The sequence below is a fragment of the Yersinia massiliensis CCUG 53443 genome (assembly GCF_000312485.1).
GTDB lineage: Bacteria > Pseudomonadota > Gammaproteobacteria > Enterobacterales > Enterobacteriaceae > Yersinia > Yersinia massiliensis.
The window spans coordinates 98,053-117,095 of record NZ_HE997643.1; the positions used below are offsets into that span (position 1 = coordinate 98,053).

A 19,043-nucleotide genomic window follows, 5' to 3' on the forward strand; every position below is an offset into this window, starting at 1 on the left:
ATTACAGGACCATTCGGACCAGTTCAAGATTGCCTAACTCTTCATACAGTGTTTCTACCTGATCAATGTGTGTGGCATTGATAGTAATGGAAACGGAGTGATAGTTGCCTTTGCTGCTCGGTTTTACCTGTGGAGAATAATCACCCGGCGCATGGCGCTGTACCACTTCAACCACTTGGCTAACCAGTTGAGGTTCAGCAATGCCCATTACCTTGTAGGTAAAAGAACATGGGAACTCAAGCAGTTCGTTCAGTTTAGTCTTCATGTGCGCTCCTGGGTTGTGTTGTCGAACGATAAAATATCTCCGACTACAAAATTATAACTCCCGCCGGAGCGGGAGTTTTACATTATTTATAATGTGGGGATAATTTTCTGGTTTTCAAGTCACAGGTACTTTTCAGTACAAGTGATTAACCAAACCAGCGATGGAACATCAGTTTGATGTAATCAACCATGCGGCTGAAGATACCGCCTTCCTTAACTTCGTTCATCACCACCAGAGGGCGCTGGTCGATGGTTTTGCCATCTAACTGGAAGTTAATCATCCCAACAACCTGATTTTTCGCTAACGGAGCGTGAATTTCAGGCGTGTTCAACACATAGCTAGCTTTCAGATCTTTCATGCGGCCACGTGGGATGGTCAGGAAAACGTCTTTATCAACCCCTAACTGCACGCGATCGCTGTCACCGAACCACACTGGCTCAGAAGCAAACTCTTTTCCGACTTTCAATGGCGCGACAGTTTCAAAGAAACGGAAGCCCCAAGTCAGCAGTTTTTTACTTTCAGTTTCACGGCCTTTATAGGTGCGACCACCCAATACCGCTGAAATCAAACGCATTTGACCATCAGTAGCCGAAGCCACCAGATTATAGCCAGCAGAAGAAGTATGACCGGTTTTTATACCATCAACGTTCAAACTGGTATCCCACAGCAAGCCGTTACGGTTCATCTGGCGGATATTGTTGAAGGTAAATTCTTTCTCTTTGTAGATGGCGTACTCATCAGGCACATCGCGAATCAGTGCTTGACCAATAAGCGCCATATCACGAGCAGAGCTGAATTGACCTTCTGCATCTAAGCCATGAACGGTTTTGAAATGCGTGTTTTGCAAGCCCAACGCGTTAACGTAGTTATTCATCAGGTTAACGAATGAGTCTTGGCTACCCGCCACGTAATCGGCCATCGCAACACAAGCGTCATTGCCTGATTGCAGATTGATACCCCGAGTCAATTTAGAGACAGGAACACGATCACCGGGTTTCAGGAACATCAACGAGGAGCCTTGGAATTCAGGATTACCGGTCGCCCAAGCGTCTTTACCCACGGTCACCATATCTTCCGGCCCGATTTTACCCGCTTTAATTGCCTGACCGATAACATAGCTGGTCATCATTTTGGTCAAGCTAGCAGGATTGCGACGTGCATCAGCGTTCATTTCAGCCAACACTTTGCCGGAGTTGTAATCGATCAGAATATAAGCTTCTGCGTCGATCTGCGGCACGCCAGGGATCATGGTTTTCAGATTGACGTCATCAGCGTTTGCAGCGGAAGCTGCACTCATAACGATAATGCTGCCGAGCGCTAGGCTCTTGATAGTGCGAGAATTAGTTACATATTTCATGATCAGGACAACAACATCCGTGGGTGAGTTAAGAACGTGCCACACTCTTTAGGTATATGCCTGTGTGGCGTTTATATATTTACCAGTGAAATTATTCACTCGGTTACCATCATGTACTCACCGTAACATCCTGCTTGCACAGCGAGTTACGGTTTTCTGAATTGGAGTCGCCTTAAATTGCTACAAGGTATGTACCGTTTAAGGTGCAGCGATGACAAATGACTGCTGCTGCGCTTCACTCGACAGGCGTTGTTGTAACTCGGTGGCCTGTTGACGGCTACTAAATGGCCCAAGTTGAACGCGGTGAACGCTGCCACTGGTGGCGACTTTACCCGGTACACCGAAGCGTTGGCTTAGACTTTGCTGCCAAGTTTGTGCCCGCTGAGCATCGCTCAACGCGCCGACCTGAACCACATAACCGCCCGACGCTGTTGCACTCGTTGATGGTACAGAAGATGTCACGGGGCCAGGATTAGCAACTACTGGCGGGCTGACTGCAGCTGACCCCATCGCTGTGGGTGAAGAAACTGCGGCGGGCTCTGAACCTTCTAATACACCTGCGGGGACTGGCGTGGAGGCGCGCAGGAAGCCGCTGCTTTGCGGTGCGACAGGCTGCGTGGCGTCAGCACCAGACAAATGGCTGTTATCGATCGGGCGTACAGGAGCGCTGACTGCCGGTGCATCCTGCTGTATCGGTGTCCCCATTCCGCTGGAGCCTAAATCCGGCCGGCTGGGTAATGCATAACTTTGCTTCGCGATAGTAGTGCCAACCATACCGGGGCCAGACAGTGAACCATCAGGCGCCACATTGATGAAATCAATCTTCACCTTGGTGTTATTCGAGATATTCAGGCGGTCAGCGGCTGCTTTAGATAAATCAATGACTCGGCCTGGCGTATAGGGGCCACGGTCATTCACTCTCACGACTATCTGGCGACCATTACTGATGTTAGTCACCCGAACATAGCTCGGAATCGGTAGTGTGGGATGTGCGGCGGTTAAAGCATTAGGATCGAAAATCTCACCGGTCGCCGTTGTGTTGCCATTCGCTTCTTCGCCATACCATGCTGCCAGGCCAGTTTGGGTAAAATTCTGCGGGTCCTTAACGATGCTGTAGGACTGGCCATTCACTTTATAATCCTGATTAAAATTAGGATTAAAAGGTTCGTAGCGCGGTTCAGCCCCGCCTATCTCTTCCACCGGACCATTGTATGTCTGCTGAACTTGTTGCTGGGGTGCCGGAGGCTGACTGGTACATGCTGATAACAGCACACCTGCGATGCCGATCCAAAGCCATTCCTTACGCATTGCTCACCTCTATAAATTCTTGGATAACATTTTTCGATGAGTATGTATCGACATCACGATACCAAACCCGGCCATCAGAACTATCAGCGCCGAGCCTCCGTAGCTGACCAAAGGCAAAGGTACGCCAACCACAGGTAAAATGCCACTGACCATACCTATGTTAACAAACACATAGACAAAGAGGATCAACATCAGGGCCCCAACCATAACTCGGCCAAAGGTGGTTTGTGCATGAGCGGCAATCACCAATCCACGCATAATTAAGCACAGATAGAGGGCTAGAAGTATCAAAACGCCAATTAAGCCCAGCTCTTCTGCCAGTACCGCAAAGATGAAGTCAGTATGGCGCTCCGGTAAGAATTCGAGCTGCGATTGTGTGCCATGTAACCAGCCTTTGCCCGATAACCCGCCTGAACCAATCGCAATTTTAGACTGAATAATATGATAGCCCGCACCGAGTGGATCGCTTTCCGGGTCTAGCAACATCATTACGCGATCACGCTGGTAACCGTGCATCAAGAAGAACCACAAAATAGGAATAAACGCCGCGAGTAAGACAGCCGCAATGGCGATTAAGCGCCAACTCATCCCCGACAGGAACAGAACAAATAGCCCTGAAGCTGCGACGAGAATGGATGTGCCGAGGTCCGGCTGAGCCGCCACCAGTAAAGTCGGCATAAAGATTAAAATCAGCGCGATACCGGTATTTTTCAACGAAGGGGGGCAGACGTCGCGGTTCATAAACCGCGCCACCATCAATGGCACCGCAATTTTAGCAATTTCAGATGGTTGGAAACGGATAAAGCCCAAATCTAACCAGCGTTGTGCGCCTTTACTGATTTGACCAAAAGCGTCGACTAAGATTAGTAAGATGACGCAAACGAAATAGAGGTAGGGTGCCCAGCTTTCATAGACGCGTGGTGGTATCTGTGCCATCACCAACATGACAACCAGACCCATGGCAATTTGGCCGATTTTGCGTTCCATCATGCCCATATCTTGCCCGCTTGCGCTCCACATCACGAAAGCGCTGTAACATAGCAGCGCCAGAACGATGATCAGAAACGGCAGATCAATGTGCATTTTGTACCACAAAGAGCCTTTTTGTTGATTATCAGTCATGAGTTACCTTAATCCACTTCAGCTAATCTGCTTCAACACCCGGAGGAAGCGGGGCTGCATCCGGTAATTCAGTATTGTTATCCCCTAGCAAGATGTGGTCGAGGATTTGGCGAGTAATGGTCCCTACTGCTGGCCCTGCACCGCCATTTTCCAAGATCATCGCAACAGATACTGTCGGGTTTTCATAAGGGGCGAAGGCCACCATCAATTTATGGTCACGTAAGTGCTCTGCGACTTTGTGCGCATTATAGGTTTCATAACTGTAAACCTGCGCCGTGCCTGATTTTGCCGCCGCTTTGTAAGGTGTACCTTCAAAGTACTTGCGGCCAGTACCGTTTGCGCGGTTGGCAACTCCAAACATACCGTCTTTGGCGATCTCCCAATAGCCGGAATGGATATCACCTATCTGCGTGGTGTCTTCTTGTATATAAGGGACCAATTGGCCGTCAATACGGGTACTTTGCAGCAAATGCGGTGTTTTCACTGCCCCATCATTAATGAGCGTCATTAAGGCTTTTGCCATCTGGATTGGAGTCGCTGTCCAATATCCTTGGCCGATACCTACTGGAATGGTATCCCCTTGGTACCAAGGTTTTTTATGGCGTTTTTGTTTCCATTCACGTGTCGGCATCAAACCGGCACGCTCTTCGGATAAATCAATACCGGTATATTCGCCGTAGCCGAACTTGGTCATCCACGCGGATAAACGGTCAATCCCCATATCATAGGCGACTTGATAGAAGAAGGTATCCGCTGATTCCTCTAGTGCTTTAGTGACATTCAACCGACCGTGGCCCCACTTTTTCCAGTCACGGAAGCGTTTTTCCGAGCCAGGCAACTGCCACCAACCGGGGTCAAACAGGCTGGTATTTTTGTTGATAACACCCGCACTTAACGCGGAAACAGCGATATACGGTTTGACCGTTGAAGCCGGAGGGTAAACACCTTGCGTGGCACGGTTAATCAGCGGTCGGTTAGGGTCGTTCAGTAGCCCTTGATAATCTTTGTTGCTGATACCATCGACGAACAGATTCGGGTCATAGCTTGGATTGGATACCAAGGCCAAGATGCCGCCAGTGCGCGGGTCGGTCACCACAACAGCAGCGCGACTACCGGTAAGTAATTTTTCAATATAGGTTTGCAGATGCAAGTCGAGCGTCAGATAGATGTCTTTCCCCGCTTGCGGCGGTTGTTCATGTAACTGACGAATCACCCGACCACGGTTATTAACCTCAACTTCTTCATAACCCGTCTTCCCGTGCAGTACGGATTCATAGTAACGCTCAATGCCAAGCTTACCGATATCGTGGGTGGCGGCATAGTTAGCAAGAATGCCTTCTTTGTCCAACCGTTCGACATCTTTATCGTTAATTTTGGAAACATAGCCAATAACGTGGGTGAGGGCAGAGCCATACGGGTAGTAGCGGCGCTGATAGCCTTTGACTTCAATGCCGGGAAAACGGAATTGGTTAACGGCGAAGCGAGCGACTTGAACCTCAGTCAGCGGGGTTTTCACTGCGATAGAGGTAAAACGACGTGAGCGCTTACGCTCTTTTTCAAAATTGGCGATATCCTCATCCGTCAGGTCCACTATTGGGCGTAGTGCATTGAGCGTGGCGGGAAGGTCTTCGATTTTTTCCGGCATCAGTTCTAACTGATAAATGGTCCGGTTCATTGCCAATGGTGTGCCATTACGGTCAAAAATCATGCCACGGCTCGGGGCGATAGGAACCAGTTTGATGCGGTTTTCATTGGAGCGAGTACGATAGTCTTCGAAACGCACTATCTGCAAATTGTACATGTTGGCGACCAATATCCCGCTTAGCAGCAAGATACCGAGAAAAGCCACCAAGGCGCGGCGGACAAACAAGGCTGACTCAGCCGAATAGTCGCGAAAAGAGTTAGGTTCTTTTTTCATTCCGCTGCTACTTCATTTTGTCCAAAACCAGCATTTTGCCCAAAACCAGTATTTTATCTAACACCGGCATGTTACATAACGTCATCACTATACTCAGGTTCATCGCCCGCTTATTCCCGGTGATAAGGGTGATTGGTCGTAATACTCCAGGCGCGATAGAGGCTCTCAGCCACTAAAACACGCACTAAAGGGTGAGGCAGCGTTAGCGGAGAGAGCGACCAGCTCTGCTCTGCCGCAGCTTTACAGGCCGGCGCTAACCCTTCCGGCCCGCCAATCAGCAAACTGACATCACGGCCATCCTGCTTCCAGCGTTCTAATTGCTGGGCTAATTGTGGCGTCTCCCAGGGTGTGCCTGGGATATCCAGTGTGACAATGCGATTATTCTTGCCCACTGCAGCCAACATTAGTTCGCCTTCTTTTTCCAAAATGCGTTTGATATCCGCATTCTTGCCTCGTTTACCTGCTGGGATTTCTACCAGCTCAAAAGGCATGTCTTTGGGAAAGCGGCGCAGGTAATCGATAAAACCTGTCTGCACCCAGTCTGGCATTTTAGTGCCGACGGCTACCAGTTGCAGTTTCACCGCTTAGCTCCAGAGTTTTTCCAGTTCATACAAACGGCGGCTCTCTTCTTGCATCACATGGACAATGACTTCACCCAAATCGACCACTACCCAGTCCGAGACACCTTGACCTTCGACCCCTAGCGGGATCATGCCAGCCATGCGTGATTCTTGAACTAAATTGTCGGCCAGCGCCATCACATGGCGAGTCGAAGTACCCGTACAAATGATCATGCAATCAGTGATGCTGGACTTGCCTTGAACATCCAGAGCGATAATATCTTGGCCTTTCAAATCATCGAGCTTGTCGATAACAAATGCTTGGAGCGCTTTACCTTGCAAAGGTTCCCCCTCGGGTGGTTTCTGTCCATAACGTTTTTTTGGGACTGTTACACGGGAAGCCCGTCAACGGTGACCGATAATGAACGGTTATGGTGTATTTATCGGCAGGATGCCGCTGAAAGCCAGCTGTTTCACAGGGGTTTTCAGCGAATACCTGAAATTTAGCGGCGGAGTATACCACGGGTCAATGCCTCGCGATATAAGCCCTCAGCCCTTCACCCGCGATACAAACCTTGTAGTTCAATATATCGTTGAACCGAGCGGGGTAACAGGTCATCACAACTTTCACCGTTATGGCGTCGATGGCGAATGTCTGTGGCAGAAATGTCCAGTAATGGCGTATCGGCCAGATAGATTGCGCCTTGTGGCCGTTGGCTTAACGCTTGCGGATCAAAGACTCGATGTTCATCGAGCCATTGCTGCAACTCTGGTGTATCCAGTGTTTGGGCATAACCCGGACGGGCACAAACCAACAGATGGCACACATCTAGCAGTGATTCCCAACGATGCCATTTATGCAGTGACAATAATGAATCCTGCCCAATAATAAACGCTAAGGGCAGTTGAGCACCACGTTCTTTACGCAGGGATTCCAATGTATCGATAGTGAATGATGGCGTATCACGCATTAACTCACGTGAATCAACGCTGAACAGCGGATTACCGGCTACCGCCAGTTCAACCATTTTCAGCCGCTGCTGTGCATTGGCCTCGGGTTGCGGGCGATGAGGCGGAACATGATTAGGTAATAAAATGATGTGTTGCAGGCCTACTTGTTGAGCCAAGGCTTCAACTGGCTTCAAATGACCATAATGAATCGGATCAAACGTACCGCCGAACAAGGCATGTAGGGTGCGAGTCGGGGATTTATTGGGCATCAAAAAAGCTCTCTGGTAATATTTTGCCACACATCAGCATCGATAACGTTTCTAGCTCAGGCCAGATTGATTGGCCGTAATCTTGTTTCAGACGAATCTCCATTTGCGTTAACAAATGCACGGCCTGTCGTAGCTGCTGTTGGGAAAGACGTTGCAGCGCTTGAGTCATCATGGGGCGGCGATTCTGCCACACTTTGAATTGGTCGAATAACGTGCGGAGCGGTACTTGATCCATGCGGCGCTTTAGCGTGAGCAACTGTAATAATTCACGTTGCAGTGTCCGCAGCAAAATAATAGGTTCGCTATCTTCTTGCTGTAATTGTTGCAGGATATGCCAAGCCCGTTTGCTTTTGCCCGCGAGTAAGGCATCCAGCCAGTGATATGGCGTAAAATGTGCGGCATCACTAACGGCTTGCTCTACTTTTGGCAGCGTTAATTTACCATCGGGATAGAGCAAGGAAAGCCTTTCCAAAGCCTGTGAAAGTGCTAACAAATTACCTTCATAGCAGTAGCACAGGAGTTGAATGGCGGGATCATCAATCACCAGATTCTGGCTTTTTGCTCGCGCCGCAACCCAGCGAGGAAGCTGTGCCTGTTCGGGTGTTTGACAACTGACAAAGACACCGTTCTTGCTCAGAGCCTTAAACCAAGCACTATTCTCTTGTGCTTTTGTGAGCTTGTTGGCTCGCAGTATCAGCAAAATATCGGGATGTAAAAGCCCTGATAATTTAGTCAACTGTTCGTTCATCGCCGCAGTTAACCCACTCTCAGGGAAGTTCAGTAGTAATGTTTGACGGCTGGCAAATAAACTCAGCGCCTGACAGAGACTAAAAATAGCCTCCCATTCTGTATGGGCATCGAGTGCAAAACTGAAATGTTCGGTGAAATCATGTTGTGTTGCGGCACGACGAATATGGTCCTGACTTTCCTGTAGCAACAGTGGTTCATTGCCACATAATAAATAACAAGCACGCAGCCCCTCATGGAGCTGCGCGGCAAGTTGTTCAGGATAAACTCGGATCATTGGGCAGAGACACTGACTGCGGGTTTGCCGATATTGATTTCTTTGACGGGTGCCGTTTGGACAGTACCTGTTGTGCTGTTGCTATTCACTGATGTATCGCCATTCTCTTGCGCGTTTTTAACTTCAGCAGCATGTACGGTCAGGAGCTGGCGTACTAACTGCTGCGCAGCTTGTTCACGCATTTCTTGGCGAAGAACCTCGGCTTCCGCATCTTTTGCAAGTGCAGTCAACGGGTTATCGAAGAATGAACGGAAGACATTAACCCGTAGAGGATAAATATCATGGCCAGGAATTAATACCTGCGCCTGCACATGCAGCACCAGTTGATACTCAGCCGTTACACCGTTTCGGAAGATTGACACGGTATCCTGATTTTCGGAAGAACCGATAATCCGCAGGGCCGGTAGATCTTTGCGCATCGGGTCATCAACAATAGTAACGTTGCTTAGACGCAATTGTTGACGCACTGCTCGGGTTAATGGGCCGTAAGGGTCAGCACTTTCGAGCAATAATTTTTGCAATTCAGGCGGCACCTGAGTGGTGCCTCGCAGATTAAAGCCACAGCCAGCGGTGACCAGCACCGCCAAGCCTAGCAACAGCGTCGCAATACGATGTCGCACAACTCCTCCTTGTCTTAACCCACAACCAGGTTAAGCAGTTTGCCAGGGACATAGATTACTTTACGCACGGTAACCCCATCCAGGTATTTAGCCACTAAATGCTCTTGACCAGCACGTTCGCGAACTTGATCTTCAGTGGCATCGGCAGGCACAGTAATTCTGCCTCGCACTTTACCATTAACCTGTACAACGACTAATTTAGAGTCTTCGACCATCGCTTGTTCATCAGCGGCTGGCCACGGTGCGGTGTCAATATCACCTTCGCCACCCAGTGCTTGCCACAAACTAAAGCAGACATGAGGGGTGAATGGATAAAGCATACGAACAACTGCCAGTAATGCTTCTTGTAACAGAGCACGATCTTGCTCAGTTTCCTGTGGTGCGCGGCCCAACTTGTTCATCAACTCCATCACTGCGGCGATAGCGGTGTTGAAAGTTTGACGGCGGCCAACATCGTCGGTGACTTTGGCAATGGTCTTGTGCAGGTCACGACGCAGGGATTTTTGTTCATCCGTCAGGCTGGCAATATCTAACGGTGCAGTTGCCCCTTTTGCCGTGTGATCATAGGCCAGACGCCAAACACGTTTCAGGAAGCGGTTAGCACCTTCAACGCCAGATTCTTGCCATTCCAACGTCATTTCTGCAGGGGAGGCGAACATCATAAACAGGCGTACGGTATCAGCGCCGTATTTCTCTACCATGACTTGTGGGTCGATGCCGTTATTTTTCGATTTCGACATTTTGCTCATGCCGGCATACACCAGCTCATGGCCTTCGCCATCGGTCGCTTTAACAATACGGCCTTTATCATCACGCTCAACGATGGCATCAACTGGTGAAACCCAGACACGCTCACCGCTCGTACCGGTGTAGTAGAAAGCGTCGGCTAACACCATGCCCTGACACAGCAGGCGTTTAGCGGGCTCATCAGAGTCCACCAAACCTGCATCACGCAGCAATTTGTGGAAGAAGCGGAAGTACATCAGGTGCATGATGGCGTGTTCGATACCACCAACATACTGATCAACTGGCAGCCAGTAGTTGGCTGCTGCTGGGTCCAGCATGCCTTCATCAAATTGCGGGCAGGTGTAACGTGCGTAATACCAAGATGATTCCATAAAGGTATCGAAGGTATCAGTTTCACGCAGGCCCGGTACACCGTTCACGGTGGTTTTAGCCCATTCAGGGTCGGCCTTGATGGGGCTGGAAATACCGTCCATCACCACATCTTCTGGCAAGATAACAGGTAACTGATCTTCAGGTGTTGGGACCACGGTGCCGTCTTCTAGCGTAATCATTGGGATTGGGGCACCCCAATAACGTTGACGGGAGACCCCCCAGTCACGCAAACGGTAGTTAACCTTACGTTGGCCGACACCCAACGCGACCAGTTTATCAGCGATGGCATTGAATGCGTCTTCGTAACTCAAACCATCGAATTCACCCGAATTGAATAGGGTGCCTTTCTCGGTCATGGCTTCTTGACTCAAATCTGGCTCACTGCCATCTGCCGCCAAAATGACCGGTTTGATGGGCAGGTTGTATTTGGTCGCGAACTCCCAGTCACGGGCATCGTGGCCAGGAACGGCCATGACTGCGCCAGTGCCGTAGTCCATCAAAACAAAGTTAGCAGCCCAGATAGGTAATTGCTCGCCGGTCAGCGGATGGATGGCGTACAAGCCGGTCGCCATGCCTTTTTTCTCCATGGTGGCCATTTCAGCTTCGGCAACCTTGGTGTTACGACATTCAGCAACAAAATCTGCCAGTGCAGGGTTGGTCGCAGCCGCTTGCAGTGACAAAGGATGACCGGCAGCAACGGCGACGTAGGTCACACCCATAAAGGTATCTGGGCGAGTGGTATAAACGGAGAGTTTTGCTTCGCTATCGACGACATCGAAAACGATATCCACACCTTCGGAGCGACCAATCCAGTTACGTTGCATGGTTTTTACCTGCTCAGGCCAGCTTTCCAGCGTGTCCAGATCATTGAGCAGTTGATCAGCGTAATCGGTGATTTTAATAAACCACTGTGGGATCTCTTTGCGTTCAACTTTGGTGTCGCAGCGCCAGCAACAGCCGTCGATCACTTGTTCATTAGCCAGTACAGTCAGGTCGTGTGGGCACCAGTTAACGGCAGACGTCTTTTTATAGACCATGCCTTTTTCGTATAACTTGGTGAAGAACCACTGTTCCCAACGGTAGTAGTCAGGCTTACAGGTAGCAATTTCGCGATCCCAATCATAGCCGAAGCCCAGCAGTTTTAGCTGGTTCTTCATGTATTCGATATTGTCGTAAGTCCAAGGTGCAGGTGCGGTGTTATTTTTTACCGCGGCACCCTCAGCCGGCAGACCAAATGCATCCCAGCCAATTGGCTGTAACACGTTCTTACCCAGCATACGTTGGTAGCGGGAGATAACATCACCGATGGTGTAGTTACGAACATGCCCCATATGTAGACGCCCTGAAGGGTACGGCAGCATGGATAGGCAGTAATATTTTTCTTTGCTAGCGTCTTCAGTGACTTTAAACGTCTGCTTCTCTTGCCAGTGAAGCTGTACTTGCGTTTCGATATCTTCGGGGCGGTATTGCTCTTGCATGGCGGCCGGTGGTCCTATAGTGAAAAACAGCTACGCCTGTAGCATCATCTGTTTCATATCATAAAGAGAGATCCGCATAGCATAGCCGATAAGCGGCAGCGGCAACAACACTCAGCACCCTACAGTCGGTTTTTTCTGCGTAGTGGATGGCAGAAATGGCTAAAGTGGGGGAGAAACAACCTGATGATGAAGTGATTTGAGTCATTTACGACTAAAATTATTAACGTTAACTTTATTACTGAGGTAAATCGATTCAAAACAAAGAGACAAGCAAGCGCCAGTTGTTGGAATAATCTTGTCGCTGTTTGCTTCATTATGATTTTGCTTTATCACAATTTTTCTTTATCACAACCGTGGATCGAGGAGACATTATGAACAAGGTAGCTCAATATTATCGTGAGTTAGTGGCATCACTGACGGAACGCTTGAAAAATGGTGAACGTGATATCGATAAACTGGTAGACAGTGCCGAGCAACGGCTGAACGCAGTAGAAGAGTTAACTCACAGTGAAGTTGAGCAGATTACTCAGGCTGTGCGTCGTGATCTGGAAGAATTTGCTCGTAGCTATGAAGAGAGTAAGGAAGAATTCACTGACAGCGTATTTATGCGCGTGATTAAAGAAAGTTTATGGCAGGAATTAGCGGATATCACGGATAAAACCCAGTTAGAGTGGCGCGAAGTATTCAAAGATGTCAGTCACCATGGGGTTTATCACAGCGGTGAAGTGGTTGGGCTGGGGAATCTGGTCTGCGAAAAATGCCATTACCATCTGGCTTTCTATACGCCTGAAGTGTTACCCCTTTGCCCCAAATGTGGTCATGATCAATTCAATCGCCGGCCATTCCAACCCTAGCTCGGTGCACTAAAACTCACACCGCAGCAATAACCCCTCTCTTTATCGTGAGAGGGGCAGTATATTGACGAAAGGGCACTCCAGAGATTAATGCAGGATTTTTGCTAAGAAGTCTTTGGCGCGGTCAGATTTAGGGTTATTAAAGAAATCATCTTTGTTGCTGTCTTCGACGATTTTCCCTTCATCCATAAAGATTACTCGGTTAGCCACTTTACGAGCAAAGCCCATTTCGTGCGTCACCACCATCATGGTCATCCCTTCTAAGGCCAGTTTCACCATGACGTCCAACACTTCATTAATCATTTCTGGGTCAAGCGCTGAAGTCGGTTCATCAAACAGCATGGCGATGGGGTCCATACAAAGTGCGCGAGCAATCGCCACACGTTGCTGCTGACCACCCGATAGCTGAGAAGGGTACTTATCGGCGTGAGTCGTCAAACCGACGCGTTCGAGCAGTTTTAGGCCTTTCTCACGCGCTTCAGCTTTATCCCGCTTCAGTACTTTTACTTGCGCTAAGGTCAGGTTTTCAATGATGGATAAATGTGGGAAGAGTTCGAAATGCTGGAATACCATGCCGACTTTGGAACGCAGTTGCGCCAGATTGGTCCCTTTATCATTAACACCAATACCATTGACCGTAATGCTGCCTTTTTGAATGGGTTCCAGCCCATTAACGGTTTTGATTAAGGTTGATTTACCTGAGCCCGAAGGGCCGCAGACCACCACGACCTCACCTTTTTTAACTTCGGTGGTGCAGTCAGACAGCACCTGAAAGTGGCCGTACCACTTAGAAACATTTTTCAGGGAAATCATCAAACAGTCCTTTTCTTCAAATAGTTAACCAGCATTGACGCGGAAATACTGATAACGAAATAAACTAAACCGGCAAACAGCACCATTTCGACCCGTGTACCGTCCCGTTCGCCGATGTTGGTGGCGGTACGGAAGAAGTCGGCCAGGCTAAGGACATACACCAATGATGTATCCTGAAATAACACTATTCCCTGAGTTAACAGTAGCGGCACCATGGCGCGGAAGGCTTGTGGCAAAATAACCAATCTCATCGATTGGCCCTGCGTCATACCTAACGCCAAGGCTGCAGAGGATTGCCCGCGGGAAATGCTTTGGATCCCCGCACGGATAATTTCTGAGTAGTAGGCCGCTTCAAACAGCGAAAAGGCTACCATGGCGGAGATTAACCGAATATCAGTTTTTGGTGATAAGCCCAGCACATTTTGTAATAAGCTCGGGACCACCAGATAAAACCACAACAGCACCATGACCAACGGAATAGAGCGGAACACGTTGACATAGATGGTGGCAAACCAACTGATGGCTTTAATCGGTGATAGGCGCATGACGGCCAGAACCGTACCCCATATTATCCCAAACACCACTGCAGTGATGGTTATCTTGGCGGTCACCACCAAGCCTTGCAGCAGGTAAGGAATGCTGGGGGCGATAGAACTCCAATCAAATTCGTACATTATTTACTCCCCAGATTGCCGGGTAACTGCACTTTCTTTTCAACTAATCGCATCACTAACATGATCACGGCGTTGATCAGCACATAACCAAGAGTGATGGCGGTGAAAGACTCATAAGCGTGAGCTGAATAATCCAGCAATTTACCCGCTTGTGCCGCCATATCCACCAAACCGATCGTTGAGGCAATCGCCGAGTTTTTAACCAAGTTGACCATTTCAGAGGTCATCGGGGGAATAATCACTCGATAAGCATTGGGCAGCAAAACATAGCGATAGGTTTGTGGCAGGGTCAATCCCATCGCCAAACCCGCTGCTTTTTGACCACGGGGCAGGGATTGAATGGCAGCGCGTACTTGTTCACATACCCGCGCAGCAGTAAATAAGCCAAGGCAAATCATAGAGGAGAGGAAGAATTGGATATTGGGGTCTAATTCGCTTTTAAACCACATGCCAATATCGACCGGCAGAAGTTCAGGAACCACCAGATACCAAGTAAAGAATTGCACAATCAGGGGAACGTTACGAAACAGTTCTACGTAACAAGTACCGATTCCTGACAGAATCCGATTGGGTACTGTTCTTAAAATACCAAACAAAGAGCCGATAAAGAAAGCGATCACCCAAGCGCACAGTGACAACGCGACAGTGACTTGAAAGCCGGACCAAATCCAGCCGAGATAGGTAGTATTGCCGAAGGGGGCAGCTTGCAAAAAAACGCCCCAGTTCCAGTCTATTGACATAACGAACTCCCTTAAAAGGATGGATAAGCCATCCTGATGACTGATGATTCAATGCGTTTCGGCTTCCCGAGAGGTAACAAAAAAAGGCGGAGTGGGGAACGGCCACCCCGCAGTCAATTACCCAATCGGTCCATCATCAATCAGTAGGGCAGGCAAGGCCCGCCCTGATTATTATTTTTAGTTCAATGCTTTATCGTTAGGTGCTTTGAACAGCGCCTTCATTTCGTCTGACAGTGAGAAATTCAGGTTAAGATTTTTAGGTGGAATTGGGTTTTTGAACCAGCGGTCAAATGACTTTTCAGCCACACCCGAGGTTTGTGCTGTTGCGATGGTTTCATCCAATAATGCTTTGAACGCAGGGTCATCTTTACGCAGCATGCAACCGTAAGCTTCTTGAGATTGTGGCGTACCGACGATCTCCCATTGATCAGGTTTCTTCGCCTTGGCACGTTCGCCAGCCAGCAGTGCGTCATCCATCATAAATGCAACGGCACGGCCACTTTCCAAAGTACGGAAGGAGTCTCCGTGGTCTTTAGCGCTGATGATGCGCATATTCAATTTATCTTTCTCATTCAGTTTGTTCAGCAGAACTTCAGACGTTGTACCAGAAGTGACAACTACTGTTTTATCTGCTAAATCTTTGAAATCTTTAATGTCAGAACCTTTTTTGGTCAGCAAACGGGTACCGACAACAAAAATGGTGTTAGAAAACGCGGCTTGTTTCTGACGTTCCAGATTGTTGGTGGTAGAACCACACTCGAAATCAAAAGTCCCGTTTTGCAGTAATGGAATACGGTTCTGTGATGTGATCGGAATCAGTTTTACCTGTAAATCAGGCGCATTGAGTTTTTTCTTAACGGCATCGACGATCAGATTAGAATAATCTTGTGAATAACCAACGACTTTCTGTTGATTATCATAATATGAGAATGGAACGGAAGACTCACGGTGGCCGACCACAATAACGCCACTGTCTTTAATCTTCTTCAAGGTGTCAGCGGAGGCTGCCGCTTTTTCTGCGGGTTGTGCTGCCGCTTCTTCTGCTTGGGCAACGCTACTTGCCATCCCAGCTAACAGTAGCGCTAACGCCAATTTACGCATATGCATGGTCCAACTCCTTTGCTGTTGTTTTATTACTTAATGTTGTGTTTAAAAACAATGTTATACGAATTATTTTATACAAAAGGTCATACAAAAAGGTGATACAAAAAAACAGTGTTCAGCTAAATGGTTAGACGAAAAATCGTTTGTCTTGTTTTAGCGGTACAACCACCGATGTTTTGTTGGTTAACGCTCGATTTTCGCTGTTACTTGTATCAGATTATCTTTAAAAAATAGCAAAATGTTATGTAAATGATGAATAAATGTTTGTTTTTTGAGACGTAAATCGCACCAAATAGAGGCAATAAAACACCGATGCACCTCTGCGGTGCGTGTTGTGCCCTATAAATGTGCGAACAAAAAACTGAAATATTGCATGTTAAACTCATCTTTGCGCGACGGTGGCGGTCATACCCAACAATGGCTAAAGGGCTGGCAGGTCTTCGCAAGCAGCTAACATTTCATATTAAGAATTAATGCAAGGTCTGTGCCAGACGCGATGCAACAAGAGGGATAAAATAGCAGGATAAAGCCCTACAGATTGAGGGCTTTCGGTGACAAATTGGGGAAGGTGAACGAATCAGTCGCCAAGCAGTGACTGATACTAGGATCAGCTTAGCTCATGATTATTGAGTGCCAGATGCGCTTTAAACACCGCTAATGCGGTTGGGATATCTTCTTTCCCAACATGTTTTTCTGGATTCCATAGGTCAGCAAAGGTAATCGCACGACCGCAATGGATAAATACCTCGTCCACTTCAATCACTAATACACTGCAGGCGGGATGGCCGTTTTGGCTAAAGCGTTGACAAAGCTCAGGATCAACTGAAATCTTTGCGCGGCCATTCACGCGAAAACCTTCGGTCCAACCGGGGATCAGGAACAGAATACCGATTAATGGGTTATGCAGTAGATTGCGTATACCATCAAGGCGATTATTCCCCGGACGGTCTGGCAACATCAGCGTTTTGCTGTCTTGCACGTGAATAAACCCAGGTTCCCCACCTTTAGGCGAACAGTCTATTCCGTTGACTCCCTGCGTACCTAATACGGCAAACGGAGCGGCAGCGATCAGTTTTTGGGCATAATCATCAATATGATCAATCTGTTTTTTCAACACATTCTTATTGGGCAGTGCGTAATGCTCGCTTAATTGGGCTTCACTGGTCAGGATAAATTCAGGTTTCAATGGCATAACATTCTCAATTTTAACTTCATTGCTGGCCCTTTATCGTTGAGGTTGTTGATAGGTCGAAAGCACATCACGATTGACTCGCTTACGCCCATCAGCAACGCCCACTAAGTAGAGCCTATATAGGTTATTTTTTATCTGCTCGGCAACGTATCGCACGGTACAGGGTGGCAGCACCTAGAACCAATGTGATTAACCACATCGGCCATGAACCGAAGCGTGCATAAGGTGTGACGCCCGTTGTTGGTGTCACTTTTACGTCCAGCACTTGCTGAGTAAATTGCGGGATCTGTGCTAACACTTCACCACTTGGGCCAACCGCAGCGGTAATGCCATTGTTGGTGCTGCGCAGCAGTGGTCGACCTAACTCAAGTGCGCGCATACGTGCCATCTGGAAATGCTGCCACGGCCCAATAGAGTGACCGAACCATGCATCGTTTGAGATAGTCAGCAGGAAATTTGTATCAGGATTAAAGTTATCCCTAACCTGTTGACCTAGCACGATTTCATAGCAAATCGCTGCTGTCAGGTTAAATCCGGCCACATTGAGCTGTGGCTGAACATAATTCCCCCGGCTAAACGACGACATGGGTAAGTCAAAGAAAGGGGCCAGCGGGCGAAGCAGCGATTCCAATGGCACAAATTCACCAAAGGGCACGAGATGGTGTTTGCTATATCGATTGGGGGTAGGGTATTGGTATGGCGTTTCCCCACCCAACACAATAATGCTGTTAAAGAAGTGATAGCCTTTGCCTTCAGGGCGAGGTTTAGCATCAACAATACCGGTGATCAAACTGCTGTGATTTGCGCGCATCAGGCTATCAACCATGGTGAGGAAGGGAGCCTGATCGGTTTCAATATCGGGAATGGCTGATTCTGGCCATATAATGATGGGCGCTTTGCCCATAAATGGACGAGTTTCATCCATATAAATTTGTAGTGTCGCGAGCAAGACCTTAGGGTCCCACTTCAATGACTGAGCAATATTACCTTGTACCATGGCAATATTAACGGCGCGTTCAGGCTCTGGTGTGAACCATTGCAATTGGCGCAGTGGCCACGGTAACAATAGCAGCGCTAGCGCAATAACGGCGGCAACAATACGTCGCTGATAGCACGCATAGACCAGTAGCCCACTGATTGCCATCAACATAAAAGTGATGCCATCGACGCCGAGAATCGGCGCAATTCCTCGCAATGGGCCATTAATTTGGCTATAGCCAAATTGTAGCCACGGGAAACCAGTGAGCACCCAGCCACGTAAGAATTCGGTCAATTGCCACACTACAGGTGCAGCAATGGCGAGCCGCCACCACGTTGTTTTCGGGCATACACGCGCTAATACACCGGCAAACAGCATCGTGTAGAGCGAGAGATATGCCGCGAGGAGTACAACGAGGAAAATATTGATTGCCGTCGGCATACCGCCAAATTCGGAAATGCTGACATACACCCAGTTAATCCCAGTGCCGAACAGCCCCATTCCCCAACAAAACCCAATAAATGCGGCTTGTTTAGTGCTGCGATTCAGTGTCAGGCTGAGTAAGCCAAAAAGTGACACGATAGCCGCAGGCCAATGATCAAATGGCGAATAAGCCAGCGTACCGCAGGCACCAAAAAATAGCGCCAGTAGGGCGCGAACCCACTGGCGTTGCAAGTATGAAGCGTTAGGCATCGA

At 48.5% G+C, this 19,043-nt stretch carries 18 protein-coding genes; 1 reads left to right on the forward strand and 17 read right to left on the reverse strand.

What is annotated here, in order from left to right:
• Position 1: 1 nt before the first annotated feature.
• The 11 genes from ybeD to leuS form a co-directional block, all read right to left on the reverse strand.
• A complete protein-coding gene (gene ybeD, locus BN68_RS00600; protein WP_019209217.1) occupies positions 2-265 on the reverse strand; it encodes a DUF493 family protein YbeD in 264 nt (87 codons plus the stop codon).
• 145 nt (positions 266-410) lie between these two features.
• On the reverse strand, positions 411-1,622 hold the full coding sequence (gene dacA, locus BN68_RS00605) for a D-alanyl-D-alanine carboxypeptidase DacA (protein ID WP_019209218.1): 1,212 nt from the start codon (positions 1,620-1,622) through the stop codon (positions 411-413).
• Positions 1,623-1,820: 198 nt separating this feature from the next.
• A complete protein-coding gene (gene rlpA / locus BN68_RS00610; RefSeq protein ID WP_019209219.1) occupies positions 1,821-2,930 on the reverse strand; it encodes an endolytic peptidoglycan transglycosylase RlpA in 1,110 nt (369 codons plus the stop codon).
• Positions 2,931-2,939: 9 nt separating this feature from the next.
• Positions 2,940-4,052, reverse strand: a complete 1,113-nt coding sequence (gene mrdB, locus BN68_RS00615; protein WP_019209220.1) for a peptidoglycan glycosyltransferase MrdB — start codon at positions 4,050-4,052, stop codon at positions 2,940-2,942.
• Positions 4,053-4,074: 22 nt separating this feature from the next.
• A complete protein-coding gene (mrdA, locus tag BN68_RS00620; RefSeq protein ID WP_019209221.1) occupies positions 4,075-5,970 on the reverse strand; it encodes a peptidoglycan DD-transpeptidase MrdA in 1,896 nt (631 codons plus the stop codon).
• A gap of 110 nt (positions 5,971-6,080) precedes the next feature.
• Entirely contained in the window at positions 6,081-6,551 is a 471-nt protein-coding gene (gene rlmH / locus BN68_RS00625) for a 23S rRNA (pseudouridine(1915)-N(3))-methyltransferase RlmH (RefSeq protein WP_004390602.1), read from the reverse strand.
• A 3-nt stretch (positions 6,552-6,554) separates the two neighbouring features.
• Positions 6,555-6,872, reverse strand: a complete 318-nt coding sequence (rsfS, locus tag BN68_RS00630; protein WP_019209222.1) for a ribosome silencing factor — start codon at positions 6,870-6,872, stop codon at positions 6,555-6,557.
• 215 nt (positions 6,873-7,087) lie between these two features.
• The gene (nadD, locus tag BN68_RS00635) at positions 7,088-7,750 is read right to left on the reverse strand and encodes a nicotinate-nucleotide adenylyltransferase (protein ID WP_019209223.1); all 663 of its coding nucleotides are present in this window, start codon (positions 7,748-7,750) and stop codon (positions 7,088-7,090) included.
• Positions 7,740-8,774: a DNA polymerase III subunit delta gene (holA, locus tag BN68_RS00640; protein ID WP_019209224.1), complete on the reverse strand. Its 1,035-nt coding sequence runs from the start codon at positions 8,772-8,774 to the stop codon at positions 7,740-7,742. The genes nadD and holA overlap by 11 nt, the downstream gene beginning before the upstream one ends.
• Complete coding sequence (lptE, locus tag BN68_RS00645) at positions 8,771-9,394, reverse strand: LPS assembly lipoprotein LptE (RefSeq protein ID WP_019209225.1); 624 nt, start codon at positions 9,392-9,394, stop codon at positions 8,771-8,773. The genes holA and lptE overlap by 4 nt, the downstream gene beginning before the upstream one ends.
• A gap of 14 nt (positions 9,395-9,408) precedes the next feature.
• On the reverse strand, positions 9,409-11,991 hold the full coding sequence (leuS, locus tag BN68_RS00650) for a leucine--tRNA ligase (protein ID WP_019209226.1): 2,583 nt from the start codon (positions 11,989-11,991) through the stop codon (positions 9,409-9,411).
• 371 nt (positions 11,992-12,362) lie between these two features.
• Here leuS and BN68_RS00655 point away from each other — a divergent pair, with 371 nt between their 5' ends.
• A complete protein-coding gene (locus BN68_RS00655) occupies positions 12,363-12,845 on the forward strand; it encodes a zinc ribbon-containing protein (RefSeq protein WP_019209227.1) in 483 nt (160 codons plus the stop codon).
• A gap of 87 nt (positions 12,846-12,932) precedes the next feature.
• On the opposite strand, the gene BN68_RS00660 is transcribed toward BN68_RS00655, so the two are convergent.
• The 6 genes from BN68_RS00660 to lnt all read right to left on the reverse strand — a co-directional run bounded on the left by BN68_RS00660 (position 12,933) and on the right by lnt (position 19,040).
• Positions 12,933-13,658, reverse strand: coding sequence for an amino acid ABC transporter ATP-binding protein (locus BN68_RS00660; protein WP_019209228.1), 726 nt, complete (start codon positions 13,656-13,658; stop codon positions 12,933-12,935).
• Complete coding sequence (gene gltK, locus BN68_RS00665) at positions 13,658-14,332, reverse strand: glutamate/aspartate ABC transporter permease GltK (RefSeq protein ID WP_019209229.1); 675 nt, start codon at positions 14,330-14,332, stop codon at positions 13,658-13,660. The genes BN68_RS00660 and gltK overlap by 1 nt, the downstream gene beginning before the upstream one ends.
• The gene (locus tag BN68_RS00670; RefSeq protein ID WP_019209230.1) at positions 14,332-15,072 is read right to left on the reverse strand and encodes an amino acid ABC transporter permease; all 741 of its coding nucleotides are present in this window, start codon (positions 15,070-15,072) and stop codon (positions 14,332-14,334) included. Before BN68_RS00670 ends, gltK begins: the two co-directional genes overlap by 1 nt.
• 177 nt (positions 15,073-15,249) lie before the next feature.
• Positions 15,250-16,179, reverse strand: coding sequence for an amino acid ABC transporter substrate-binding protein (locus tag BN68_RS00675; RefSeq protein ID WP_019209231.1), 930 nt, complete (start codon positions 16,177-16,179; stop codon positions 15,250-15,252).
• 604 nt (positions 16,180-16,783) lie between these two features.
• Entirely contained in the window at positions 16,784-17,368 is a 585-nt protein-coding gene (locus BN68_RS00680; RefSeq protein WP_019209232.1) for an MSMEG_1061 family FMN-dependent PPOX-type flavoprotein, read from the reverse strand.
• Between the two features lie 124 nt (positions 17,369-17,492).
• Entirely contained in the window at positions 17,493-19,040 is a 1,548-nt protein-coding gene (gene lnt / locus BN68_RS00685; protein WP_019209233.1) for an apolipoprotein N-acyltransferase, read from the reverse strand.
• Between the last annotated feature and the right edge of the window lie 3 nt (positions 19,041-19,043).